This window comes from Salinispora sp. CH2A1_6, from assembly GCF_056820975.1.
In genome coordinates, this window is sequence record NZ_JBXEDG010000013.1 from 407600 (window position 1) to 432247 (window position 24648).

Annotated in this window: 19 protein-coding genes; 12 read left to right on the plus strand and 7 right to left on the minus strand. The window is 70.1% G+C overall.

All coding sequences use genetic code 11. The annotated features are described in order from the left end of the window. Nucleotides 1-20: 20 nt before the first annotated feature. On the minus strand, nucleotides 21-2387 hold the full coding sequence (locus AC1UKG_RS19805; RefSeq protein ID WP_482642992.1) for a helix-turn-helix transcriptional regulator: 2367 nt from the start codon (nucleotides 2385-2387) through the stop codon (nucleotides 21-23). Nucleotides 2388-2410: 23 nt separating this feature from the next. Then, the gene (locus AC1UKG_RS19810; protein WP_482642962.1) at nucleotides 2411-4300 is read right to left on the minus strand and encodes an Hsp70 family protein; all 1890 of its coding nucleotides are present in this window, start codon (nucleotides 4298-4300) and stop codon (nucleotides 2411-2413) included. 198 nt (nucleotides 4301-4498) lie between these two features. Here AC1UKG_RS19810 and AC1UKG_RS19815 point away from each other — a divergent pair, with 198 nt between their 5' ends. Further along, nucleotides 4499-5125, plus strand: coding sequence for a hypothetical protein (locus AC1UKG_RS19815; protein ID WP_018743415.1), 627 nt, complete (start codon nucleotides 4499-4501; stop codon nucleotides 5123-5125). 5 nt (nucleotides 5126-5130) lie between these two features. Here the strand turns inward: AC1UKG_RS19815 and AC1UKG_RS19820 are convergent, their stop codons facing one another. From AC1UKG_RS19820 to AC1UKG_RS19840, 5 genes are all read right to left on the minus strand, one after another. Then, nucleotides 5131-6636 carry a dynamin family protein gene (locus tag AC1UKG_RS19820; protein ID WP_482642961.1) on the minus strand — a complete coding sequence of 502 codons (1506 nt, stop codon included), beginning with the start codon at nucleotides 6634-6636 and terminating at the stop codon, nucleotides 5131-5133. Continuing rightward, on the minus strand, nucleotides 6633-8450 hold the full coding sequence (locus AC1UKG_RS19825; RefSeq protein ID WP_018813805.1) for a dynamin family protein: 1818 nt from the start codon (nucleotides 8448-8450) through the stop codon (nucleotides 6633-6635). Before AC1UKG_RS19825 ends, AC1UKG_RS19820 begins: the two co-directional genes overlap by 4 nt. A gap of 97 nt (nucleotides 8451-8547) precedes the next feature. Then, on the minus strand, nucleotides 8548-9171 hold the full coding sequence (locus tag AC1UKG_RS19830; RefSeq protein ID WP_026271275.1) for a Rieske (2Fe-2S) protein: 624 nt from the start codon (nucleotides 9169-9171) through the stop codon (nucleotides 8548-8550). Then, the gene (locus AC1UKG_RS19835) at nucleotides 9168-9764 is read right to left on the minus strand and encodes a DUF6529 family protein (protein ID WP_018743419.1); all 597 of its coding nucleotides are present in this window, start codon (nucleotides 9762-9764) and stop codon (nucleotides 9168-9170) included. The genes AC1UKG_RS19830 and AC1UKG_RS19835 overlap by 4 nt, the downstream gene beginning before the upstream one ends. Further along, nucleotides 9761-10399, minus strand: coding sequence for a hypothetical protein (locus AC1UKG_RS19840; RefSeq protein WP_482642960.1), 639 nt, complete (start codon nucleotides 10397-10399; stop codon nucleotides 9761-9763). The genes AC1UKG_RS19835 and AC1UKG_RS19840 overlap by 4 nt, the downstream gene beginning before the upstream one ends. 219 nt (nucleotides 10400-10618) lie before the next feature. Between AC1UKG_RS19840 and AC1UKG_RS19845 the strand changes: the two genes are divergently transcribed. From AC1UKG_RS19845 to AC1UKG_RS19895, 11 genes are all read left to right on the plus strand, one after another. Continuing rightward, a complete protein-coding gene (locus AC1UKG_RS19845) occupies nucleotides 10619-12229 on the plus strand; it encodes an adenylate/guanylate cyclase domain-containing protein (protein WP_482642959.1) in 1611 nt (536 codons plus the stop codon). Next, a complete protein-coding gene (locus AC1UKG_RS19850; protein WP_018743422.1) occupies nucleotides 12226-12897 on the plus strand; it encodes a Crp/Fnr family transcriptional regulator in 672 nt (223 codons plus the stop codon). Before AC1UKG_RS19845 ends, AC1UKG_RS19850 begins: the two co-directional genes overlap by 4 nt. A gap of 414 nt (nucleotides 12898-13311) precedes the next feature. Then, a complete protein-coding gene (locus AC1UKG_RS19855; RefSeq protein WP_018743423.1) occupies nucleotides 13312-14904 on the plus strand; it encodes a GGDEF domain-containing protein in 1593 nt (530 codons plus the stop codon). 93 nt (nucleotides 14905-14997) lie between these two features. After that, nucleotides 14998-16956, plus strand: coding sequence for a Na+/H+ antiporter NhaA (gene nhaA, locus AC1UKG_RS19860; protein WP_018743424.1), 1959 nt, complete (start codon nucleotides 14998-15000; stop codon nucleotides 16954-16956). Nucleotides 16957-17070: 114 nt separating this feature from the next. Beyond that, nucleotides 17071-17376 (plus strand): hypothetical protein, encoded by a 306-nt coding sequence (locus AC1UKG_RS19865; protein WP_018732975.1) that lies wholly within the window; start codon nucleotides 17071-17073, stop codon nucleotides 17374-17376. A gap of 208 nt (nucleotides 17377-17584) precedes the next feature. Beyond that, a complete protein-coding gene (locus AC1UKG_RS19870) occupies nucleotides 17585-19036 on the plus strand; it encodes a glucose-6-phosphate dehydrogenase (protein ID WP_018743425.1) in 1452 nt (483 codons plus the stop codon). 105 nt (nucleotides 19037-19141) lie between these two features. Beyond that, the gene (locus AC1UKG_RS19875) at nucleotides 19142-20674 is read left to right on the plus strand and encodes an ABC transporter substrate-binding protein (RefSeq protein WP_482642958.1); all 1533 of its coding nucleotides are present in this window, start codon (nucleotides 19142-19144) and stop codon (nucleotides 20672-20674) included. Nucleotides 20675-20724: 50 nt separating this feature from the next. Then, complete coding sequence (locus tag AC1UKG_RS19880) at nucleotides 20725-21669, plus strand: ABC transporter permease (protein ID WP_018732978.1); 945 nt, start codon at nucleotides 20725-20727, stop codon at nucleotides 21667-21669. Then, a complete protein-coding gene (locus tag AC1UKG_RS19885) occupies nucleotides 21666-22547 on the plus strand; it encodes an ABC transporter permease (protein WP_018725488.1) in 882 nt (293 codons plus the stop codon). The genes AC1UKG_RS19880 and AC1UKG_RS19885 overlap by 4 nt, the downstream gene beginning before the upstream one ends. Next, the gene (locus AC1UKG_RS19890) at nucleotides 22544-23536 is read left to right on the plus strand and encodes an ABC transporter ATP-binding protein (protein WP_018743427.1); all 993 of its coding nucleotides are present in this window, start codon (nucleotides 22544-22546) and stop codon (nucleotides 23534-23536) included. The genes AC1UKG_RS19885 and AC1UKG_RS19890 overlap by 4 nt, the downstream gene beginning before the upstream one ends. Continuing rightward, nucleotides 23533-24555 (plus strand): ABC transporter ATP-binding protein, encoded by a 1023-nt coding sequence (locus tag AC1UKG_RS19895; RefSeq protein WP_482642957.1) that lies wholly within the window; start codon nucleotides 23533-23535, stop codon nucleotides 24553-24555. Before AC1UKG_RS19890 ends, AC1UKG_RS19895 begins: the two co-directional genes overlap by 4 nt. Nucleotides 24556-24648: the final 93 nt, after the last annotated feature.

Consider the following 24648-nt stretch of genomic DNA (forward strand, 5'->3'; position numbering starts at 1 on the left):
GGGACGAGCACGGTCGCTACTCAGTCGACAACCCCCGGGTGTTCCCGCAGGGCGGCGAGAAATTCAGCGCGGCTGGACGCGTCCAGCTTGGTCCGCATCCGCGCCACATGGTGTTCGACTGTCTTCGGTGACAGGAACAGCTGGGATCCGATCTCCCGTTGGGTGCGCCCCTCGAGCACCATGCGGCCGACCTCTATCTCGCGTTCGGACAGGACCCCAGCCCGCCCGCGCTGCTCGCCTCCGCCGACCTCGGTGGCGGACAAGCCCCGCGCGTGCTCCAACATTCGCCGTGCCGCCGTCGCATCCGTGGTGCGAATCGCGGCCTGGCCCACCAGCCGTGAGGCATCCCAGGGCAGTTGGTTGGTCGCCAAGTCCCCCGCGACCGCGCAGACGCGGTCGACATCCACGTCGCCCGCAAGCACATCGGCCCAGGCCAGTGCGGCGGCGCCCTGCGCACGCTGGCGTGGCCCGGCAAGGGCAGCTGCCGTGGCCAGCTCACCGGCCACCGTGGCGGCCGTAGCCGCATCCTCGAGGGCGACGGCGACCTGAACCCGAATCCAGCCCACCGCGACAACCCACGTCGGCGGATCCCCGGCGCGTGCGACGACATCGTCGAGTACGTCCATCACGGGCCGAGCACGCACCATACGGCGCAGCCGTGCCGCCGTCACCACGAGCTCCTCCAGGACCTCGATGGCGAAGAGGTCCACCGCGCGTCGGGCCAGCTGCGTCTCCACCCCGTTCCATGCCTCGCGCATTCGCGCCACGTCACCACTACGGCGGGCCATCCCCGCCGCGAGCGCGGCGGCGAGCAGTTGGTCTCGGGCAGTGGGATCCGGCCCTGGCGCCAGCTCCGCCGCCGCAGTGTCATAGCGGCCGGCTCGCATCCGAGTGAAGGCCAGGAGCAGCTGATGTCGGCGGGCGGTCACCGGGCCACCGACACCCGCGGCCAACCCGGCGCGGAGCAGTCGTTCTGCGGTGGAAACATCACCGGTCAGCCCGGCGACGAGGGCGCCGAGCGCGTGCGGTGAGTCGGGCAACACGACGTCAGGTGGCGTGCGCTGCGCGGCCTCGGCAGACTCGATCAGCAGGGGCAACATGGCCTCCGGCTCGGCGAGGCCCGCCGCGGCCTCGGCCAGCCGGGCGAGGGCCTCCGGGGTCCGTCCGCTGGGCTCGGTGCGGGCACGACGGGCGGCATCACCAGCACGTTCGGCTTGCCCAGTCGCGGCCCAGGCCACGGCGGCCAGGGCCACACCGGGCCGGTCGGCGTCGGCCAGTGCCTCTGCCGCTCTGTCCCATCGTCCCTGTTGCGCGGCGATCGCGGCCCCCACGATGGCCAGCCGTGTCGGATCACCACTGACGTCGGTCAGGTCCACCGGTATCCCGAGCTGTGTGGCCGCCTCGGCCCGGCCCAGGTCCACAGCCGCCGGCTGTGCGCCCGCCTCGACCGCGGCGTCGTACCAGGACACCGCAGCACCAGGATCGCGGAATCGCAGATGATCAGCGGTATGCGCGTAGGCGATCGCTGCTGTGGGTGTCCGGACACGCGCCCGCCGCAGCTGCACTGAGGCCAGCAGCGGGTCGGTGCCCGAATCCAGGAGGGCGGTGGCCACCCGGTCATGCAGGTGCCGCCGCACCACCACTGGCAGGTCGGTCAGGATCGCCGCTGCGACGGCCGGAATCAGCGAAGCCGAACCAGGCGCGATCATGCCAAGTTCCTGTAGGAGGTTGCTGGCGTCGGCGACCGTCGCCAAGGTCACCCCGGCGGCCCTGGCCACCACGGAGTCCGGGACGTCCAGTAATAGCGCAAGCACCTGCGCCACTGCCGCGTCGTCGGCAGGAAGGCTCGCGAGGCGGCGCTGTACCCGGGCCCGCAGTGCGGCGGGGACCGCGCCCCTGGACGTCGCGGTGGCGAGGCAAGCGGCTACCACGGCCATCCCACCCGATGCGGTGAGGATCTCCTCGATCGTGTCCTCGTCGGGCTCGGTTACGCCCGCCTCGGTGACGACCGCGGCGACACCGGCGGCGTCCAACGGCCCGAGTTGGTCGACCGTGCCGGCCGCCGCGACGACCTGGTCCAGGTCAGCCAGCTCTGCGGCGCGGATTGCCGGCCGTCGTGCGATCAGCATCGCCTGGCCAGCGCGCGCGGCCTCGGCCAGGGCGCGCCAGCTGGACGGTTGCCCGTGGTGCACATCGTCGACGATCACCACGGCGCCCGCAGCCCGGGCGTCGGTCAGTACCAGATCGAGATCCGCATCGCTGCTGGGTAGCGCCACCCAGCGCACCGGATGATCGAGGGCGGCGGCGAGATCACGAATCCGCCGGCTCCGTCCGGCACCGTCGACACCCACGACCACGGTCGTGGCATCGGCGCCCGGGGCGGTCATCTGACCTTGGGCCTGCACCCGTCTCAACCTTCGGTGATCGGTGTGCAGTTTCCCGTCTCGTACCCGCCGTTGGTGTCCTCGACCAACCCGTGCCAATCAACCGCGATCCGCACACACACCTTGTCTGGCAGTGTCTGACCAGGAGGTGCGTAGGAAGCGATCGCTTTCCACCTGCCATCGCCCCAGGTGGCGACGGACGGAAGCTTGTCCTCGACGTACCACTGCTCCTGGTCGGTGGCGTGGGCACCCATGAAGGCGGGGTCCGGGCTGACGCCATCGCTGCCGAAGAGGTGCAGATGGAAGCCGCCGTTGACGTCCAGGGCCGTGCCCTCCGGGACACCGACATCGCCCTGGATAGTGAGGGCGGAACCGTCGAAGACCGCTGTGGTCAGACACGCCCACCGTGTGTTGGCACGAATCGTCTCGGTGCACTGCTCGTCCGCGGGGGGTGCCGCCTCGCGGGGAGTACCTGCCGCCACCGCCGCACCCCGATCCGTTGGCGGGGCATCGTTGTGGCCGAACATCGCGTATCCGGCGCCGGCAAGTGCCAGCACCAGGGCGAAGGCCGCGGTGCCCAGGGTCAGCACCCGGGACCGGTTCGGGGCGGCCGACAGCTTCTTCGGGTTCGACGATCGGTCGGTGTCGGAATGCCGGGTCCGGCCACTTCGGCCATCGTTGACAGCCGCCGCTCCGCGGACCAGCGGTGCTGCCGCGCCCCCGGTCTTCGGGACGGCCGCCGTCGCCGAGGTGTCGGCCCGGTGGACAACGGCGGTCGGTGTGGCCAACGGCGTTGTGGACACCTGCGCCGGTGCCTGCCCGGGGCCAGGCGTCCGGCTGCCTGCCGCGCGGGCTGGCCCACCCGCGGCGAGCCAGGCCGCGCCGAGTGCGACCGCGTGCTTCGGGTGGGTGTCCACCGCCACCGGGCGGCCCAGCTCGGCGCCGACCAGCTGCGCGACCAGTGGCATCCGGGATGAGCCGCCGACCAAGAGGACCGAATGTAGGTCATCTGACGTGACTCCTGCCGAGACGAGCGCCCGGCGCATTGCCTCAATGGAGTCGTAGAGCGGCGGGCGTACCATCGCCTCCAGTTCGGCCCGGGTCAGGCGGACCTCGGTGGACAGGTTCGGCAACATCACCGGGATGGACACGTCGGTATCAGCAGACAGCGCCTCCTTGGCCTCGACGCACTCGCCGCGCAACCGCGCCACGGCCGCGATCGCGGTCGGGTCGTCGTCGTCCAGCTCCGCGAGCTTCCCGCCAATCGCGGCCGCCACGTGCGCGAACACCGCCGCGTCGAAGTCGATACCGCCGAGCCGCTCGATTCCCTCGGGCTGGCCGAGGATCTCGAACCCATCCCCGGTGTGCCGAAGCACCGCCGCGTCGAACGTGCCGCCACCCAGGTCGTACACGGCCAGGGCGGCACCCCGATCGACTCGTTCCTGCTGGGCGTACGAGACAGCCGCGGCGACCGGCTCGGTGGTGTACTCGACCGGCTGCGCGATGCTGGCCAGCTGCACCGCCTGGCGTAGCATGTCGGTTTTGTAAGGTCCCCAGTTCGCCGGGTGCGACAGGCATATCCTGGCCGGCGGCTCGCCCTCGCGCCGGGCCACGTCGTCGACAACCGACCGAAGCAGCCGGGCCATCAGCGCCTCTGGCGAGTACGGTACCCCGCCAAGTAGCAGCGGCGTGGTGTCGCCGAACCTGCGTTTGAACTCCCGCGCCACTCGGCGTGGCTCGGTCAGCCCGCGCCTGCTGGCGGTCTCCCCGACCAGGAAGGTCTCGTCGTCGCGCAGCAGCACTACCGACGGGATCACGGCGGCTCGGGTACCCAGCGGGGCGACTTCCGCACGGCCCTCCCGCCACGTCGCGGCGGCGGTGTAGGTGGTTCCCAGATCAATTCCCAACACGTACATCTCTACTCCAGCGTGTGCGCCTTCAGGTTCACCACCCCACGCTTCGCGCTTCGCGGCCTGGCACCGTCGGTGCTGCGCGGGGCTCTGTTCACGGCTCGTGCGTCGCGGTCAGTCACCACCGCCATCCGCGACGATTAGGGGGCCAGTCGGGGATCTCCCCGCTGCGGTTTCGGTGGCACGATCCCTACCGTGGGTGGCATGGACTCGGGCCGACTTCTCGACGCGCTCGGTGACCTCGCCGGCAGCGAGAACGCCCAGCAGGCGTACGCCGCCGACCCGGATGCCTTCATCGGTGCCCACGGTCACCCTGGACTGCCCGCCGACCTCGTCAACGAGGCGGTTTCCCACTACGCCGACGTGGCGGAACCGGCCCTCGCGGAACACCTCGCCCCGACAGTCATGGCTCACCGCGGCTTCGGCGACACCAACACGACTGGGGACTTTGGTCTGGACCTGTTGGCTACCGCACCGCTTGTCGACGGCGGTGATCCGGTGGTGGACCTGGACGGTGATCCCGCTGCCGAGTCCAGCGACCCGACCACGGCGCGCTCCGAAAACGATGCTCTCGGCGGTGAACCGTGGTCCGAGCCGGCCAGTGATGCCTCTCCCGACCTGGCATTTGGGCTCGGCGCGCAGGTGGGTGCCGAGGAGGAACCCGACTATGGCCTGGACACCGACCTGGCGGGCGTGGCAGTGATTGTGACGGCACCCCTCGCCGACATCGACGGGACGGGCCAGTCGGTGCACCATCTGGCCAGGGTCGACGGCGCCCAGCAACCAGACGAGCCGTGGCTGGGCGACGCTTTCGACGGTGACAGTGTCTGACCGGTTCATTCGCCCCGGCCGCCGCCGGTCAGTGCGGCCAGCATCCCCTCGCAGGAGCGGACCGCGATCCGGCCGGCAATCGCCAGCTCACGGCTGGTCATCGGGCTTTCGCTCCGTATCTGCCAACGTTCGAGCGCGGCGTGGACCGCCGACGTCAGTTCCTGCGGCGTCGCGTCCGGCTCCAGACCCACGCGGACGTGCGGCGCAACGCCCCGACCGCCGATGACCCGCTCCAAGTCGTCAATGACGGCGGGCTTGCCGGTGACCCAGCCAGCCCGCACCGAAGTCAGCACCCGCAGCTCGCTGAAGGGGTGCGCACCAGCCAAGATCTCCTCGACCTCCGTCGCGGTCGCCTCGCTGCCAGGTGCTGGGCGGGTGCGGGTGAGGGTGTCAATGGCCAGCAGTGCCGATCGGCTCTTGAGCACGTCGCGCCGTTCGAAGAACAGTGAGCCGAGCACAGCCCTGAGCTCGACCAGGCCACTTCGCTCCGACAGCTCCCGGGCCAGTTCGGCGGCGGTCCGCACCACTTGTTGCCGTACCAGTGCCGCCGCCAGTCGTAGGCCGAAGAGGCCGAACCGCTCCAGCAGCACGTCTCGCTCGATCAGGGTCAGCCCCAGGTCCGGCATCGACTCTCGGAACCGGTCGGCGGACAGTAGCAGTGCCTCGACATCGCGGGGCGCCAGCGTCGCGATTCGTCGCAGCCGATCCATCTCGGCCTCGGTGAGTGTTGCCGCAGTCTCCGCCAACAGGCCAGCAACGGGTACGACGGTCTGCACCATCCGCCGCATTCTCGGGTCCATCGTCAGGTGTGCGGCAATGCGTCGCGCCGACGCCATCGAATCGATCCGACCGACACCGATCTCATCGGCGCGAGACAGGACGCCGATAGCGTTGATCGGATGGGGCCGAGACACCTCGCTGTCCCGAAAGGCCTTGAGAAATTCCATATCGGAGGCGTGTACGTGCCGCATGAGGTAGAGCACCGCGTCGGTCGGCATCGCTTCCTCCTCCGCGCGTTCGGCGGCGAGCAGTTCCCGGGCCCGTCGGGACACCGAATGGGTCAGGGATCCGATGCCGGGGGTGTCGACCAGCGTGGTGGTCCGCAGGGCCTGGGAGGGCCAGGTCACGGTGAGGTGGTCGATCTCCTCCGGTGCCCGGCCGGCGAGGTCGATCTCGATCGCGCCGTCGTCCCGGCTGAACCGCAGTTGCACCGGAGGTTGGTCAGCGACATGCGCGGTGACTCGGTAGGTGTGGCCGTCGGCGTACCAGGTCACGACGCGGGTGCACTCACCCGTGTCGGTCGGCGCCAGTCGTTCTCCGACCAAAGCGTTGAGCAGCGTCGACTTGCCGGCCTTCACCCGGCCGGCAATGGCCACGCGCAGCGGCTCGTCGAGGCGGTCGCGGATCGCAGTCAGCTGCGGCTCGTCCGCTGTGCCACGGTATACGCCTATCGCGCGGTTCAGCGCCGCGCGGGTACGGTCCAGCAGGTTCGTGGGGATCGGCCTGGTCATGCCGCATCCTCCGCGATCGCACCGGCCATCTGCCGCACCTTCGCCAGTCGAGCCAGTTCCGCATCGAGGTCCCGCAAGCGGGCCGCCCGGTTGGTCTTGGTGGTCTTTGCCGCGTCGGTGGCGGCCTTCAGCGCCTCGGTGGTGGACTTGTTGAGTTCCTCGGCCAGGGCGGCATAGTGGTCGCGTAGCTGTCGCTGGATTCGGCGTAGCGTGTCTCGGGAGTCCTTTCCGACGACGAAGTTGACCTCGTCGCAGTAGCGACGCACCGAGTTCTTCGCCTGGTTGCGCCGGTTCTGCAGCTGGCGCTTTTTCTCGTCGCGCAGGCCCTTGTGACCCATGATGAGCCCGATGCCGAGCCCGATCGGTCCCAGGCCCAGTCCCAGCAGGCTGCCGAGCATCGTGAACATCAGACCGCCGGTGTACGCGTTCTTCAACGCCACCATGGCCTGCTTTCCGACCTTCATCTTGGTCAGGTCGAGATCCTTGTGCTCGCCGGCCTGGGCCGCCAGCCGGCTCGGGTCGTGGACGGCGAGCTGTTCGAGCGCCGTTCCGGATGCCTTCCGGAAGTGGTCGGCAACCTCCCAGCTGAGTTTCTCAGCGCGGTCGCGCAGCACGGTGTAGTTCGCCAGGGCCTCGGCGGCGACTCGCGACTGTAGCCATGTCTCCACCGAGTCCCACGAGTCGGCCGGGTCGATGTCGGCGATCATGTCGTCCGAGTCCTCGACCACCTGCCGTATCCGGCTGCGCAAATCATGATCAACGTCCGCGGTTAGGTCGAGAATTCCGTCATTGAGCGTCTGGCTCCACCGGGCCGCGGCGCCGCGCAGGGCCTCGGTCTGGGCTCGGGTGGCGGCGAGGTCGTCGACGATCCGTTGGGCGGCATCCGGGTCAGCCAGCGTCGCCCGTTCGGCCCGGAACTGGGCGCTGATCTGATCCATCGAGTTCGCGACGTCCGCGGCGCATTCGGTCGCCAGACGCTTCGCCGCCGACACGCCAACCCGGTCGGCCACAAACGTGACCAGGTCCCCGAAGCCGGACTCGCGGTTGAGGTCCTTGTCTCCGGCAGCTATCGCACGGGACCGCAGCGTCGAGGACACCGCCATGATCGGGAAGTCGGTGCCGACGTGCCGCTGGTTGAGGTCGCGGACCTTGCGCCAGGCTGGATAGAAGTCGGTCTTCGTCATGACGCAGATGACGGTGGGGCACATCTCCCGCACCTGGTACAGGAAGTCGACCTCGGTGCGGGTCAGTTCCTGCGACGCGTCGGTGACGAAGACGACCGCGTTGGCCATCGAGGTCGCCGCCAGGCTGGCTGTCGCGTGGGCGGAGTTGAGGCCCCCCACGCCGGGCGTGTCGACCAGGACCAGGCCACCGGCGAGCAGCTTGCGGGGCAGGCTCACCTCGATCGCGCGTGGCGGCGTGGAACCAGACCCGGCATCGGGCTCCACCACGTGTCCGCGGATGTCCTCCAGTGTGATCGGTTCCCGTGCCGGCGGATCGCCCTCGCGTAGCAACACCGCGGCCACCTGTTCGCCATAGCGCACCTGGGTGGGAACTGCGGTGGCAGGACCGTCGTTGACCGGGCACAGATCCGTGCCGACCAGCGCGTTCACCAGCGAGCTCTTCCCCTTCTTGAACTCGCCGACCACCACCACGTGCACGTCGGTGGCGGACAGGCGGCGGCGGGCATGCCGCAGCCGGGTGGCGAGGTCTGCGCGTTGGTACGCCTCACTGGCACGCAGGGCGTGTTCCACCAGTTGCGCTGTCCGCTCGATCACGCTCGTCGCTGCCGTCTTCGATGCCGTCATCATCATGCTCTCCTCGTGCCCCCAGACGCCTGCCAACTCGGCAGGCGACCTGGGTGGCGGCCGTCCGGACCAGGGATCCGCACGGCCCGCGGTGCGCGGCTCATCAGGCCAGGCGAATGTCGCTGCCCTCGACGACGAGGTCCCGTGGGTCGAGGCTGCGCGGAGCTGGCCCGCCCACCACAGAGCCATCGGCCACCGAGAACCTGCTGCCGTGGCAAGGACAGTTGATCGTCCCGTCGGACACCTCAGCCACGGTGCAGCCCTGGTGCGTACAGGTCGCCGAGAATCCCTTGAACGTGCCCTCCTGCGGTTGGGTGATGACCACCCCGGCGTCGGCGAGGATCCTTCCCCCGCCGACCGGGACCTCGGCTGCCTGCGCCAGCACCTGCCCGCCGCTGGCCGCGTCTTGCGCGTCGCCGCCGGCTGCGGTGCCGTCACCGCCACCGGTGTTGTCGCCGCCATTCGTGGCCGGCGCGGAGTTGCCGTAGGTGGCACAACCGCTCAGGATGACCGCCCCGGTAGCGCCCACCCCGGCCAGCCACCGTCGCCGCGATGCGCATCCTCCTGGTTGCCCGCGGTCCTGACCGTCGGGTGGGTCGGGGCAAGTGGTCACTTCTGGGTTCAGGCCGTCGGGGCCGTGCGCCTCGCTGCCGACCACGGTTGTCGGCCGGTCGTTGCGGGCCAACTCGCCACCGGGCCTGCCGGCGGCCATCCTCAATTCGCTCACAGCGTGACTCCGATCGTGGTGAAGTACCAGAACGACGACGTCAACCACAGCGCGATCAGGGCGGTGAACACGGTGCCGCCCAGCGCCGGCAGGACCCAACCACGCAGGCCAGGCTTCGGTAGGGCGAGCATCTTGACCGTGAAGGCGCCGAAGAAGAAGCAGCCGAGCAGCCCGTGCGTCACGACGCGCAGGTCGTAGGTGGCGAAACCGAGCGCGTACAGGCAGTGGATCGCCACGGGGACGGCGAGCAGGAACGCCAGTCGCCCCGACCAACGATGTACGGGTGCGGCCCAACCGGGAGCCAGTGAGCCGAGTCTGCCCCACATCGACAGCGCGGACAGCAGCTGAATCACCGCGAGCACGGCCACGCCGGTGGCGAGCCACACCTTGACTGTCTGTGGGCTGGAGAAGCCACCCACGTTCACCGCGACACCGGTTGGTTCGTGCAGACTGCCGTAGACCCCGAGGGTCACCGCGACCGTGGCACCGATCAGGAATGGGACACCGAGCAGCGTCAGCTGGCTGGTGCCGGCAGTGCGCCCCGCGCCCTCGTCGACGGTGTGGTGTGTCGTAATCTCGTTGGGGATGGTCACGACAACTCCCTGGGGCGGGTCGGGGTGAGCACATCGCCGTCGACGGTGACCTGGCCCGCGGCGGTGTCCAGCGGTGGCGCGGGTTGGACGACGCCGTCCACAGTCACCAGGCCGACCTGGGTGCCGTCGGCGAGCACGATCCACCCGCCGTCGACCTGCGCGCCGCGCACCGTCGCGGTGGCCCGGTAGAGCCCGGACGGCGCCGTGACCGCTGCCACGGTGAACGGTAGGACCTGGTCGTCGATCTTGATTTGGCCGCTGGCCCGTCCCTCGCCGAACGTGCCGCTGAGCGTCTCGCCGGCACGGCCGGCCAGGTCGAGTCGTCCGCCCGCGGCAGTGCCCTGAAGCCACGCCTCGATCGCGGAACCGTCGCAGAGGTAGGCCACCGCGACGCCGTCTTGTACCGAGATCGCGAGTGTGCCGGCGGTCAGTCGCCCTGCCCAGGTGGCGTTGATGGGTGCGTGGGTTGGGGATGGCGATGGTGCGGCGGATGCTCCCGCGACGGCGGTGGCGGTGGGGGTGGCGGCCGAGACTGGTGGCTCGTCGTTCCCACCGGTGGCGTGCACGCTGAGCGCGAGCACAACCGCGCCGAGCGTGACGCCGCCGAGCAGTGTTAACAGCGGAGTGGATTTCACGCTGGGTAGTCAACGCGCGTTCGGCGCGGCAGTCTGCGTACTAGTACCCATAGCCGTCGGGTCGTGGGGTGTTGTGGGGCACGTATGGTGAGGCGCGTGTGGCGACAGCTGACCGGGTCTCCTGTTTCGTTGGCTCAGCGGTGGCGTCGTCCGCGGCCGGCTCGTCCTCGAGGCCGCCAGGTTGCGGTGCCGGTGCGGGCTCTGGTCTGGGTGTTTCACATGGCGCTGCCGCTTCTGGGGTTGTGGCTGCTGGTGGCGCGTCCGCAGGCTGATGTGCACTGGCACGATCCGTTGGGTCATTTCTATTTGATCGTTGCGGTGGCGCTGGTGAACCTGGTGATCGGCGTCATGGTCAGTGCGGCGGCGCATCGGCGGCATGATGCGCGACTGTTCCTCGTGTCGTTGGCGTTTGTGGCCAGCGCCGGGTTCTTCGTGTTGCACGGGTTGGCCACGCCGCAGGTGCTGGTGGAGCATCCGAATCTCGGGTTCGAGTTGGCGCAGCCGGTGGGGCTGGCGTTCGCCGCCGTGTTCGCGGTGGCCTCGTCGCTGCCGTTGGATGGCCGGCGGGGCGCGGCGATCCTACGCGCGCGGCATATCTTCTGGGGTGAGCTGGCGGTGATCCTCGCCCTGTGGGGCGTGGTGTCGTTGCTGGATATGCCGCCGTTGTCGGATCAGCCGGACCCGACGGTGCAGGACGCGTGGCTAGCCTGGTTGGCGCCGGTGTCGGTGGCGTTGCTGGTGGTCGCCGCGGTGCGGTACTTCCTGCTGTATCGGCGTCAGCCGTCGGCGATGTTGATCAGTGTGATCACGGCGTTCGTGTTGCTCGCTGAGGCGATGGTGACGGTGGTGCTCGCCGACAAATGGGCGTTGTCGTGGTGGCAGTGGCATGTGCTGCTGGCGCTGGCGTTCGGTTTTGTCGGCTACAGCGCGTTTGTTCAGTACCGTCGTGAGGGTTCGTCTGCCGGCTTGTTCGACGGGTTGGCGTTGGACCAGACCATTCGGGCGGTGCGGGCCGAGTACAGTGCGGCGTTGGAGGAACTGGTATCCGCGCTCGCGGAGCGGGAACGTGACGGCACCGGTGACATCGGCCCGGTCGCGGCCGGGCTGGGGGAACGGTTCGGGCTGACCGAGCGGCAGACCGCGGTGCTGGAACGCGCCGCACAGGCGTTGTCGGCGGAGCGGGAGGTCAGCCGCCGGCTGGGTACCCTGTTTCGGCACTACCTGTCGCCGGATGTCGCGGCTGCGTTGATCGCTGACCCGGACCAGGCGGCGTTGGGTGGCTCGGTTGTCGAGGTGACGGCCCTCTTCGCCGACCTGCGTGGGTTCACCACGTTTTCTGAGGCGGCCGAACCCGCGGAGATCGTGGCCATGCTCAACCGCTACCACGGGGTAGCGGTTCCCTGCATCCTCGACAACGGCGGCACCGTGGTGCAGTTCGTCGGTGACGCCCTACTGGCCCTGTTCAACGCCCCAGCCCGGCAGCCCGACCACGCGCTACGAGCGGTACGCGCGGCGACCCAGATGCGTTACGCCGTGGACGAGATCGCCGGCGGCCACCCCGACTGGCCGCGGTTTCGCATCGGCGTGAACACCGGCCCGGCGCTGGTCGGTAACATCGGCAGTGACCAGCTACGCGGCTTCAACGCGATGGGCGACGCGGTCAACGTGGCCGCCCGACTGCAAGCGATGGCCGACCCCGGCCAGATCGTCATTGGCGAATCCACGTGGCGATCCACCCGCACCCAGATCCCGGTCGAGCCACTCGGGGACCTCACCGTCAAAGGACGAACCGGCCTGGTCCGAGCCTACGCGGTACAGGTGCGGCAGTGAACGAATTCTGGAGCACCCTGACCACCAGCGAACGCGATGCCTTCCGGCAACGCGCCGCCACCCGCCACTGGCAACGCGGCGACGTCCTCTTCCACGAAGGCGACACATCCGGATGGGTCGCCGCCCTCGCCGCCGGCCGGGTCAAAGCCTCCTGCCACAGCGCCTCCGGCACCGAGATCCTGCTCGCGGTACGCGGACCCGGAGCACTCCTCGGCGAGCTGTCCGCAGTAGACCTTCTGCCGCGCTCAGCAACCGTGCAGGCGCTGGACCCGGTCACCGCACTCGTCATGTCACCGGCCGGATTCCAGGAGTACCTACAACAACAGGGCCGCGTCGCCTTCCAACTCATGCGGCTGCTCGCGGAACGGTTGCGTGACGCCGACCGCAAACGAATCGAGTTCGGCGTCCAGGACAGTACCGGCCGCGTGGCGGCTCGCCTGGTGGAACTGGCCGAACGGTTCGGCACCCCGGTGGACAACGGTATTCACGTCGCCGTCCGGCTGTCCCAGGACGAGCTGGCCGGCTGGATCGGTGCGTCTCGGGAGGCCGTCACCAAGTCCCTGCGTGTGTTGCGTGACTCGGGCTGGGTGCGCACCAGTCGCCTTTCGGTCGTGGTGCTCGACCTCGACGCGTTGCGGCGGCGGGCGGCCGGGTGCGCGACGGACTGATCCGCGTCTCAGGCGGCTGACTGGCGGGTACCACCGACCTGTTGCCGCACCTGGTCGGATGCCGTGGTGGTCGCGGCCGTTGCGGTCGTCGGCCAGGTCGGCTTCCTCGGCTCCGGCTCCGGCAGTCGTACCTGGGTTCGTGGGCGGGGTAGCGCCAACGAGAGCGGCGGGTGCGGAAAGCTCGATCAGGGTGACGCCAACGCGGTGTTCGCGCACGCGTACCCAAGGATGACCTTGAGGTGGTGGTGCCGCCCCGGCCTTGGCGGCCCATGTCGAGGCCGGGCGCCGGTGACGGGAATCCGACGTCGCTGACCGCGAATCGGTCGCGCACGATGCCCGAGCCGACGGGATCATGGTCGCGGTGCCAAAAACGTGGTCGTTGCCGCTAGCATCTGACTGTTCTGAGGAGACCGGATGGACGACGTCACCCTCCGGGCCCTGCGCCTCCTCGAGGAGGCACAGGCCGGCGGCGCGGCCCAGGTACTGGCGGCCGCCGAGTCCGCGCTGCGGGCACCGACCGGGGACATCTGCGACGGCCCAGCCGCCATGCACTTCGCGCGCGTTGTGGCGTTGACCCGACTGGGTGACCTGCGGGGCGCCCTCACCGCAGCCGACCTGATGCTGGCCGCCGCGGACCGGGAGCACAGCGTGGGTTGGCGTTCGTGCGCGCTGTCGCTGCGTGCCATCCGGCGGCTGCGTCTCGGCGACCTGGACATCCGCGAGCACGACATCGTCGCGGTGCTCCGCGATCTGGTCACCGCGGAGACCGCTCTGCTCGCCGGCGAACCCGACCCCGTCATCGCGGGAAACGCCCACACGGGGATCGCGATCGGGTACGCGCAGCTGCGCCTGTACGAGTTGGCCGAGCCCCAGTTCCAGGCGGCGTACGAAGCCACCTATCAGGCGGCGTACCCGGACAACGGCAACCGGGCGATGTGGCTGTGCAACCTCGCCGAAAGTAACCTGATGTGGGCCCTGGAGCTGTACCAGGTCGGCCAGGTGGCGGAGGCGGAGCAGCATCTCACGGTGGCCGAGGAGCACGCGGTACGGGCGGCGGCGGAGGCCTCCGGGCCGAAGGCGGAGGTGTGGCGGCACCTGGGGTTGCTCTTCGCGGCGTCCGCGCGTGCCGAAGGCCGGGATCCGACCGGCGCGGCCGATGACATCCCTCGGTGCATCGCCCAACTCCAGGCGTTCGGCGTGCCCGCGCAGCAGGCGGAGGTGCTGCTGTGCCGGCCTTTCCACGCGGTCGCGCTCAACCGCTCCGGTCGGCTGGACGAAGCCCTCCGTGTCATCGAGGAGGCCGTCGTCGACCTGACGTCCGACGTCGCCTGGCTGGTGTCGGCGGCGTTGCACCGGACGCACGCGGTGTTGTTGGCCGAGAACGGTGCGCGCGATGTCGGGCCGGGACTCACCTACGGTGACACGCTCGCCGAGCTGTTGTGGCGCCAACGGCACCGTTGGCTGCACGCGGCGGTCACGATGCAGTCGTACGATCTCCTGCGCTCGCAGCATGAGCAGGCAGAGCGGGCGGCGCGGACCGACCCGCTGACCGGGGTGGCGAACCGGCGGGGCCTCGACAACTTCCTGGGGAAGCTGGTGGACCCGGGCACCGTCGACGACGGCCGGGTCGCGGTGCTCGCCCTGGACGTTGACTCTTTCAAGCGGATCAATGACTCACAGGGACACGCCGCCGGGGACGAGGTGCTGCGCGCGGTGGCGCAGGCGCTGACGACCAGCGTCCGCAAGGGCGACTTCGTGGCCCGACTGGGCGGCGACGAGTTCGTCGCCATCCTCCCCGGTGCCGACTGCGTCGCCGCGGAACAGGTCGCCCTCCGGGCCGTTGCCGCCGTGAGCGGCCTGACGCCGTGGCGGACGGGGGTCAGCGTCGGGGTCGCCAGCGGTGCCGCCCACTCGCTCGGGATGTCGCTCGCCGATGCCGACCGTGCGATGTACGCCGCGAAGCGGGCCGGCGGCAACCAGGTGAGCCGGGCGCACGGCGCGGCCTGAGCTCGGCAGCGGCTCCCGCCGCCCCGGCGCCCGAAGGGCGCGGCGGCTGCCGATATCATGCCAGCCCGCAGTTCGTTGGGGGAGGATCTTTACGTGACGGGCGACATTCCTCGTGGGCGGCGGTGGTCAGCCCGGAGCACCGGGACCAACCGGCGCAGCTCCCCACTGCGGGCGTTCCTGCACACCGAGACCGGCAGCGCGCGGGTGCTGCTGGCCGCCGCCGTGGTCGCTCTCGTGTGGGTGAACCTCGACGAGTCGTCGTACGAGTCGCTGTGGGGTAGCACCTTCTCCGTCGAACTCGGCAACTGGCGGGTCTCACATGATCTGCGGTTCTGGGTCAACAGCGGACTCATGACGTTCTTCTTCCTGGTCATCGGCCTGGAGGTGCGGCGCGACTTCGATCTGGGCGAACTGCGGGAGCGGCGCAGGGTGATGTTGCCGCTGCTGGCGGGGATCGGCGGCATTCTGGCGCCGATCGCGATCTACCTGGCGTTCAACGCCGGGAAGCCGACGGCCATGGGCTGGGGCGTGGTGATGGCGACGGACACCGCGCTCGCGTTGGGCATGCTCGCCGTCCTCGGCCCCCGCTTCTCCGACCGGTTGCGCAACTTCCTGCTGACCGTCGCCGTCGTGGACGACCTGATCGTGATCGTGGTACTGGCGATCGCCTACCCGGAGCACCCATCGCCGACGGCGTTGTTCGTCGCGGCGGGCATCTTCGCGCTTGTCCTGCTCATCCGCGCGGCCGGCGTGCGGTGGGGGCCGGGTTACCTGCTGCTGGGGGTGGCGGCGTGGCTGGCGGTGTCCGAGTCGGGGGTTGACCCCGTGGTGGTTGGTCTGGTGATGGGGCTACTCACCTTCGCCTACGCCCCGGCCCGCACCGAGCTACGGCAGGCGGCCGACCGGTTCCGGCTGTTCCGGGAGCAACCCAGCCCGCAACTGGCGAGTTCGGTCCGCGCAGGGCTCGCCGCGGCGCTGTCCCCGAACGACCGGTTGCAACATATCTACCACCCTTGGGCCAGTTATCTGATCGTGCCGCTGTTTGCGTTGGCGAACGTCGGCGTGGTGGTCGACGGTGACCTTCTGGCTCGCGCGGTGACCTCCCCGGTCACCCTCGGCGTCCTCTTCGCCTACCTGGTCGGCAAGCCGGCCGGAATCGTGATCGCCTCGATGCTGGTGGCCCGGCTCAGCCGGAACCGGTTCCGCGCACCGGTCGGCTGGGCCGCGATCATCGGAGTCGGCACCGTCTCCGGCATCGGGTTCACCATCGCGTTGCTGATCGCCACCCATGCCCTCCACGGACCCGCCCTCGACGAGGCGAAGGTCGGCATCCTCGTAGCGACGGTCGCCGCCTCCCTCACCACCTGGTTGGTGTTCCGCCTCGCCGCCCGGCTCGCCCCGGCGCGGCGGGCCCGGGCGCTGCTGGGCGCCGCGGAGGGGATCATCGACCTGATGGTCCCGGTCGACCCGGACCGGGACCATATCCGTGGTCCACTCGAGGCCCCGGTGACCGTCGTGGAGTACGCCGACTTCGAGTGCCCCTACTGCGGGCAGGCCGAACCGGCGGTCCGGGAACTACTGACCGACTTCACCAGCATCCGGTACGTCTGGCGGCATCTACCCCTCACCGAGGTGCACCCCAACGCCCAGCTGGCCGCTGAGGCCGCCGAGGCGGCGGGCGAGCAGGGGGCCTTCTGGGAGATGCACGACCTGCTGCTGGCGAACCAGGGTGAGCTGCGCCCCGCCGACCTGCTCCGGTACGCCGAACGACTCGACCTTGATCTGGACCGGTTCCGGGAACACCTCGCCGCTCGTCGTGGCGCTGCCCGGATCGCCGAGGATGTCGACTCGGCCGATCTGAGCGGCGTCTCCGGTACACCGAGCTTCTTCGTCAACGGTCGCCGACACCACGGCCCGTACAACATCGAGGCGCTCTCCGCAGCGGTCACGTCGGCGTTCGCCAGTGCTCGGCTTCGCCCCGAGGACGGCCGGGAACCGGGCTACCGGCGCGAGGACGGGCCGGAACGGCCGGACGCGGAACCGGGAAGCTGAGGGTCCCGCCCCGGCGGAGCGACCGGGTGGTTCCGCCGGCGGGGCGGATGCGGACCGTGTGGGCGGGTCGGGGCGGGAAGGTTTCCTGGTCAGCCCGTCGGGGAAGCCAGCGGTATGGCCGAAACCTTCGCGGATCAGGATCTGGCTACCCTGCAGTCCATCGCGCGTGGCGCCGGGATAGCGGACACCGAACGCATGCCACACGACGAGTTGGTCGAGATGCTAAGTCGGGCGGGCTTGGCCGAACCGGACAGCGATGCGGCCGAGCAGCCGACCCGGGATCCGGCCGGGCTCGCCGGCCTGCCCCGCAGTGATCTCACCTTGGGCGACGAGAGCACTGGTGGACGGGCCGCTGAGGAGTCGATCGGTGCCAGGCCGGGGGAGTCGGGCACCGAGATCCCCGACCGCACCGAGCGCTGACCTCGACCACTGACTACTGACCACAGACTACGGGCACACCGCCCCCGGGAGCCGAACCAGCGGGTTCGGCCGCGGGGGCGGCACACGCGTGGCCCCACCTCGGGGGACCCGGTCGAGCTGGCGGCGGAACGAGCCCTCGACGCGACTGGCCGGGCGGTCCCCGCCGAACCAGGCCGTACCGACCGGCCCGGCAGGGCATGGTGGGGGTATGACGACCTCGCAGTCCGACCACGCTGGTCACCGCGTCAATCGGGGGGATCACCGCCCCCAGACGTTGCTCCTGCTGGGAGCAAGCGGTGACCTGGCTGACCGGCTGCTGCTGCCGGGCCTGGGGCGGCTGGTGGCCAGCGGTCCCGGTGCCCGGTCGAATCTCACCCTGCTCGGCAGCGGCGCGGACGACTGGGATGACGAGCGTTGGCGCCGCCGGGTGGCGGACGCCTTCGCCACGGCGGGCGCGACCGGTCCCCGGGTCAAGGAGCTCGTCCGCACCACCCGCTATCTGCCCGCCGACGTGACGAAGGAGAAGGATCTACGTCGGCTGTTGTCGAACTGTCACGACCAACTCGTGATCTTCTTCGCGTTGCCGCCGGCGATCACCGCCCAGGCGGCCGCCGCGCTAACCCGGATCGGCCTGCCGCCGGGCACTCGGCTGATGCTGGAGAAGCCCTTCGGCACCGACGCTGTCTCGGCCCGCTCCCTCAATGAGGTGCTGGCCCGGCTGGTGCCGGAGGAGCAGGTCTACCGCATCGACCACTTTCTCGGCAAGTCCACGGTGATGAACATCCTCGGGCTGCGCTTCGCCAACCGGATCTTCGAACCGATGCTGAGCTCCGCGCACGTGGCCTGCGTGGACATCGTCTTTGACGAGACGCTGGGACTGGCCGGGCGGGCCGGCTACTACGACGGTGCCGGCGCGCTCATCGACATGGTGCAGAGTCACCTGCTCCAGGTTCTCGCGCTGATCGCGATGGACGCCCCGCCCACCCTCGCCGCCCGAGACCTGCGGGGGCGGAAGGCGCAGGTGCTGCGGGCCACCCGGGTGTGGGCGGACGACCCGGCGACGTGGAGCCGTCGGGGTCGGTACGCGGCGGGGGAGATCAATGGCAAACGGCTGTCCGGGTACGCCGACGAGCCCGGTGTTGACCCGAGCCGGGGCACCGAGACGTTCGCCGAGGTGGTGCTCTGCGTCGACACGTGGCGCTGGGCCGGTGTGCCGTTTCGGCTGCGTACCGGAAAGGGGCTCGCGGCCCGCCGCAAGGAGGCCGTGGTCACGTTCAAGCAACCGCCCCGGGTGCCGTCCGGACTGTTCGGGTACGACCAGCCCGACCGGTTGCGGATCGGCTTCGGCCCGGACCGGCTCGGCCTCGACGTGAACATCAACGGCCCCGGGAACCCGTTGGAACTGGGCCAGGCGCACCTGGTGGCCGACTTTGGTCCGGGGGGTCTGCCGCCGTACGGGGAGGTGCTCCGTGGCGCCTTCGACGGCGACCCCACGCTGTCGGTCCGGGGGGACACCGCCGAGGACTGCTGGCAGATCATCGAGCCGGTGCTCGATTGCTGGCGGGCGGGGGCGGTGCCGCTGCGGGAGTACCCGGCCGGCAGCTGGGGCCCAGAGGATTCCCTGCTGACCCCGGTACCGGGCGTGGAGACCGAGGACTGAGCCCGGTACCGGGTAGGTATCCGCCCAGTTTTTTGACATGGTCCGGCTCGAAGGTGAGACTCACATGATCGTTCACTTTGCCGGGAAGAGTCCACAGGGGGGACCATGTCCAGCAAGAGATTCCGGGGGGCCGGTGTCGCGCTCGCCCTGACGTTCGGTCTGCTGGTGGGTTGCAGCGCCGGGGAGGGCGTCGAGGTTGACGGGGCGCAGGCCGGTGCGGGGGGCGTACTCACCGCCGCGATCAGCGGGGAGCCGGATCAACTGGACCCACACCACACCTCGGCCTATGCCAGCTTCCAGGTGCTCGAGAATGTCTACGACACGCTCGTCGAGCCGGACGCGAACCTGGCGATGAAGCCTTCCCTGGCGACCGAGTGGGACACCAGCGACGACCAACTGACCTGGACGTTCACCCTCCGCGAGGAGGTGACTTTCAGCGACGGATCCCCGCTCACGGCCGAGGACGTGGTCTATTCGTACAACCGGATCATCGACGAGGAGCTGAACGCCGCGTACCGGTTCGGCACCGTCGAGTCGGTGACGGCCCCCGATCCGGGAACCGTCGTCGTGCAGCTGACCGCGCCCACCCCGAACCTGCTCGCCAGCCTCGGTGGCTTCAAGGGAGTGGCGGTCGTCAAGAAGTCCAACGTGGAATCCGGGGCGGTGAAGACGGAGCCGATCGGTAGCGGCCCGTTCGCGGTCTCCTCCTACCGCGCCGGGGACAACATCAAGCTGGTGCGCAACGACAACTACTGGGGCACGAAGCCCAGGCTGGACGGGGTGACCTTCACCTTCGTGCAGGACCCGACGGTGGCCCTGCAGAACCTGCGCGGCGGCGAGGTGCAGTGGACCGACAACCTGCCGCCGCAGCAGGTGTCGGCGCTTCGCGAGGACGACGAACTCGTGGTGCGCTCCGCGGCGTCGAGCGACTACTGGTATCTGGCTCTCAACCAGGCGCGTAAGCCCTACGACGATGTCAACGTGCGCCGGGCGATCGCCTACGCGCTCGACCGGGCGGCGATCACCAAGGCCGCCAAGTTCGGGCTGGCGACGGTCAACCAGACCGCCATTCCGAAGGACAGCGCCTTCTACTACGACTACGCGCCGTACCAGCAGGACCTGGCGCAGGCGAAGCAGCTGCTGGCCGAGGCCGGCGGGACCGACCTGACGATGGATCTGATGGTCACCAACGAGTACCCGGAGACCGTGACCGCGGCGCAGGTCATCGCGGCGCAGCTCAAGGAGATCGGCATCGCCGTCAAGATCCGTACGCTGGACTTCGCCCAGTGGCTCGACGAGCAGGGCAAGGGGAACTTCGACTCGTTCATGCTCGGTTGGCTGGGCAACATCGACCCCGACGAGTTCTACTACGCCCAGCACCACAGTGCCGGCACCTTCAACTTCCACGGATACCGCAACCCGGCCGTGGACAACCTGCTTGACCAGGCCCGGACCGAGACTGACCAGGCCGCGCGGAAGCAGCAGTACGAGCAGGCGGCCAAGCAGATCGTGGACGACGTCAGCTACCTCTACCTCTACAACCCGGACGTGGTGCAGGGCTGGTCGTCGCAGGTCAGCGGCTACGAGGTCCGCGCCGACCGGGCGATCCGGTTCCGCGACGTCGCTCTGGCCCAGTGAGGTGGCGGATCCTTGCTGGTGATGCTCGGTGAGTTGGCGGGTCACTCCCGGTGACCCGCTTCATCCTGCGCCGTCTGCTCCAGTCCGGCATCGTCCTCCTCGGCGTGACGTTGGTGGTGTTCCTGCTGCTGCAACTCGTCCCCGGTGATCCGGTGCGGGTGGCGCTCGGCACCCGCTTCGACCCCGAGACATACGAGGCGCTGCGCTCGCGGGCCGGGCTGGACCAGCCGCTGCCGGTGCAGTACGCCAGCTACGTCGGGCAGGCGTTGACCGGCGACCTCGGGGTCAGCTTCCGCAGCGGACGGCCGGTGACCGCGATCGTGTTGGAGCGGCTGCCCGCGACGCTCTCCCTGGCGATCACCGCGGTCGTCTTCGCGCTCCTGGTCGCCTTCCCGCTGGGGGTACTCTCGGCCCTGCGGAGCGGCTCGGTGTTCGACCACGCCGCGCGCGTGTTCAGCCAGTTCGGGGTCTCGGTACCGGACTTCTGGATGGGCATCATGGGCATCCTGCTCTTCGCGGGGGTGCTGGGCTGGTTTCCGCCCTCGGGTTACGTGGCCCTCACCGAGGATCCCGCTGGCTGGGCGTCGCACGTCTTCCTCCCGGCGGTCACGGTCGGTCTGGTCACCGCGTCGATCCTGACCAGGTTCATCCGATCCTCCGTGCTGGAGGTGCTCGCTGAGGACTATGTCCGCACCGCCGAGGCGAAGGGGCTACCCACCCGCGTGGTGGTGGTGCGGCACGTCCTGCGGAACGCGCTGATCCCGGTGGTCACCGTCGTGGCGGTGCAGCTGGCGAGCCTGCTCGGCGGCGTGATCGTGATCGAGGTGCTCTTCGCCTGGCCCGGGGTGGGCCGACTCACCTACGACGCGGTGCAGGCCCGGGACTATCCCGTGCTCCAGGGGGCGATCCTGCTCGTGGCGGCGCTGTTCCTGTTGGTCAACCTCCTGGTGGATCTCCTCTACGCCCGCCTTGATCCGAGGATTCGGGTGCGATGAGCGGAAACGGTGACTCGACGTCGCGCCGGGCGCTGGTGGCGCTGGGCCGCGACCCGTTGGCCGTGACCGGCGGTGTGGTGCTCGTCCTCCTGGTCGTGGCGGGCCTGGCCGGGTCCTGGCTGGCCCCCGCCGGCATCAACGAGGTGGATGTCGACCGGATGCTTCAGCCGCCCAGCTGGGCGCACCCCTTCGGCACCGACGAACTCGGTCGCGACGTACTCAGCCGGGTCCTGGTCGCCGCCCGCGTCTCGCTTCAGGTGGGCGCGGTCAGCGTGGGGATCGCCCTGCTGGCGGGCGTGACGCTGGGGCTGTTCGCCGGCTACTACCAGGGGTGGCTGGACAACGTCCTCATGCGCTGCATGGACGTGTTGTTCGCGTTCCCGGTCCTGCTGCTCGCGGTGGCCATCGTCGCGGTCCTGGGGCCGGGCCTGAGTACCGCGATGGTCGCGATCGGCGTGGTCTACACCCCGATTTTCGCCCGGGTCACCCGCGCGGGAGTGCTCTCCGTCCGTGAGCAGGTCTTCGTCCGGGCGGCAGTCGCCACCGGGGCTTCGGACCTGCGCATCATGCGGCGGCATGTGCTGCCCAACATCGCGGCGCCGCTGATCGTCCAGACGTCGCTCTCGCTGGCCTTCGCGATCCTGTCCGAGGCGGCGCTCTCCTTCCTCGGGCTGGGAGTGCAGCCGCCCGAGCCGGCCTGGGGCCGGATGCTCTACGACGGGCGCGGATTCGTCACCGACGCGTGGTGGCTGGGCTTCTTCCCCGGCGCCGCGATCTTCCTCACCGTCCTGGCGTTCAACCTGGTCGGAGACGCGCTCCGCGACGTGCTCGACCCTCGCCAGCTCACCGTCAGCGAGGCGAGGAGGAACGCCGGATGACCGACGAAGAAACCGTGCTCTCCGTCGCGGACCTGACCGTGACGATCGGTACCCGCCGGGGAGCGGCCCGCGCGGTCGCCGGCGTCGACTGGTCGGTCCGGGCGGGGCAGACGCTCGCCCTGGTCGGGGAGTCGGGCAGCGGCAAGAGCATGAGCGTGCTTGCCGCCACCGGGCTCGCCCCCCGCGCGGCCCGGGTCACCGGGGACGTCCGGCTGCTCGGTACGGACCTCGCCACGCTGTCGGCGGCACGTCGCCGGCGGATGCGGGGGCGGCACGTCGGGTTCGTCTTCCAAGACCCGATGACCTCGCTGAACCCGGTGTTGACCGTGGGCCGCCAGATCGGCGAGGCCAGCGAGGTTCACCTCGGGCTGACCCGGCGGGCCGCCCGGGCCCGCGCGATCGAGATGCTCGAACTCGTCGGCATCCCGTCCGCCGCCGAACGGGTGGACGCCTACCCGCACCAGCTCTCCGGTGGGATGCGCCAGCGCGCGGTGATCGCCATGGCCCTGGTCTGCGAGCCGGATCTGTTGATCGCCGACGAGCCCACCACCGCGCTCGACGTGACCACCCAGGCCCAGATCGTCGAGCTGGTCGCCGACCTGCAACGGCGCCTCGGCACCGCCGTCGTCTGGATCAGCCACGACCTCGGCGTCGTCGCCGGACTCGCCGACACCGTGGCCGTCATGTACGGCGGTCGCATCGTCGAGCAGGGATCGGTGGACGCGGTCTTCGCCGAACCGGCGCACCCGTACACCGCGGCGCTGCTCGCGGCGCGGCCGGACCCGGACGCGAACGTCACCGAACTGGTCACCATCCCGGGGACACCGCCCAGTCCGCTGGAGCTTCCCGAGGGGTGCGCGTTCTGGCCCCGCTGTTCGGTCCGCGGGGACAGCCGCTGCGAGCGGGAGTTGCCACCGCTGGTGCCGGTCGCGGCGGGGCACCAGGTGCGGACCTTCTATCCGCGTCGGCCGACTGGGGAGGACCGATGACCGGGGAGAGTGTGGCCGCCGACGCGGTCGCGGAGCTGACCGACCTGGCGGTGTGGTTCCCGACCCCGGCGGGGGTGGTCCACGCCGTGGACGGGGTGTCGCTGACGGTACGCCGCGGCGAAACCCTCGGTCTGGTCGGTGAGTCCGGCAGCGGCAAGTCGACGACCGGGCTGGCGCTGTTGCGCCTGGTCGAGCCGACCGCGGGTACGGTCCAGGTGGCGGGGCAGGACGTGACCCGCTGGTCGCGGCGGCGGTTGCGCCGGCTGCGCCGCCGCGTCGCCATGGTGTTCCAGGATCCGCAGGCCTCCCTCGACCCGCGGCACACGGTCGGGGCGAGTATCGCCGAACCGCTGGCCGTGCACCGGCTCGCCGCCAGCGGCGCGGCCCGGCGGGACCGAGTGGCCGAACTGCTCGACCTGGTCGGCCTGCGGCGCGATCTCGCCGAACGGCACCCGCACGAACTCTCCGGCGGTCAGCGGCAGCGGGTGGGCATCGCCCGGGCGCTCGCTGGTGATCCGGATCTGATCGTCCTTGACGAACCGATCGCCTCCCTGGACCTGAGCGTGCAGGCACAGATCATGAACCTGCTCCGGGGGCTGCAGCGAGAGCTCGGGCTGACCTACCTCTTCATCGCGCACGATCTCGCCGCCGTCGAGCACATGAGTGATCGGGTGGCGGTGATGTACCTCGGCCGCATCGTGGAGAGCGGCACCCCGGCGCAGATCTGGCGGGAGCCCGCCCACCCCTACACCGCCGCCCTCCTGTCGGCGGTACCGGTGGCCGACCCACCGGTGCAGCGTAGTCGCCAGCGGATCATTCTGGCCGGTGATGTCCCGAGTCCGATCGACCCGCCGACTGGCTGCCGGTTTCGGACGCGGTGCCCGCAGGCCCGACCCGACTGCGCCCAGACCGACCCGGTGTTGGTCGAGATCGGCTCCGGGCACCAGGCGGCCTGCCTCTTCGCGGGCGAGGCGGTACGTGCGATGCGGGCGCAGCCCGTCGACGCGTCCTCGCCATGACCGCTGCGATCGCACAACAACAAGGTCAGTGCACCCGGTCCGGGGACAAGGCCGCCGGACCGAGATTGCCGACGAGTAGACGCCCCTGTGGTG

Coding starts and splice junctions, on each gene's coding strand:
- AC1UKG_RS19805 (WP_482642992.1), bottom strand. CDS start 2,387: ATGACCGCCCCGGGCGCCGATGCCACGACCGTGGTCGTGGGTGTCGAC.
- AC1UKG_RS19810 (WP_482642962.1), bottom strand. CDS start 4,300: ATGTACGTGTTGGGAATTGATCTGGGAACCACCTACACCGCCGCCGCG.
- AC1UKG_RS19815 (WP_018743415.1), top strand. CDS start 4,499: ATGGACTCGGGCCGACTTCTCGACGCGCTCGGTGACCTCGCCGGCAGC.
- AC1UKG_RS19820 (WP_482642961.1), bottom strand. CDS start 6,636: ATGACCAGGCCGATCCCCACGAACCTGCTGGACCGTACCCGCGCGGCG.
- AC1UKG_RS19825 (WP_018813805.1), bottom strand. CDS start 8,450: ATGATGATGACGGCATCGAAGACGGCAGCGACGAGCGTGATCGAGCGG.
- AC1UKG_RS19845 (WP_482642959.1), top strand. CDS start 10,619: ATGGCGCTGCCGCTTCTGGGGTTGTGGCTGCTGGTGGCGCGTCCGCAG.
- AC1UKG_RS19855 (WP_018743423.1), top strand. CDS start 13,312: ATGGACGACGTCACCCTCCGGGCCCTGCGCCTCCTCGAGGAGGCACAG.
- AC1UKG_RS19865 (WP_018732975.1), top strand. CDS start 17,071: ATGGCCGAAACCTTCGCGGATCAGGATCTGGCTACCCTGCAGTCCATC.
- AC1UKG_RS19870 (WP_018743425.1), top strand. CDS start 17,585: ATGACGACCTCGCAGTCCGACCACGCTGGTCACCGCGTCAATCGGGGG.
- AC1UKG_RS19875 (WP_482642958.1), top strand. CDS start 19,142: ATGTCCAGCAAGAGATTCCGGGGGGCCGGTGTCGCGCTCGCCCTGACG.
- AC1UKG_RS19885 (WP_018725488.1), top strand. CDS start 21,666: ATGAGCGGAAACGGTGACTCGACGTCGCGCCGGGCGCTGGTGGCGCTG.
- AC1UKG_RS19890 (WP_018743427.1), top strand. CDS start 22,544: ATGACCGACGAAGAAACCGTGCTCTCCGTCGCGGACCTGACCGTGACG.
- AC1UKG_RS19895 (WP_482642957.1), top strand. CDS start 23,533: ATGACCGGGGAGAGTGTGGCCGCCGACGCGGTCGCGGAGCTGACCGAC.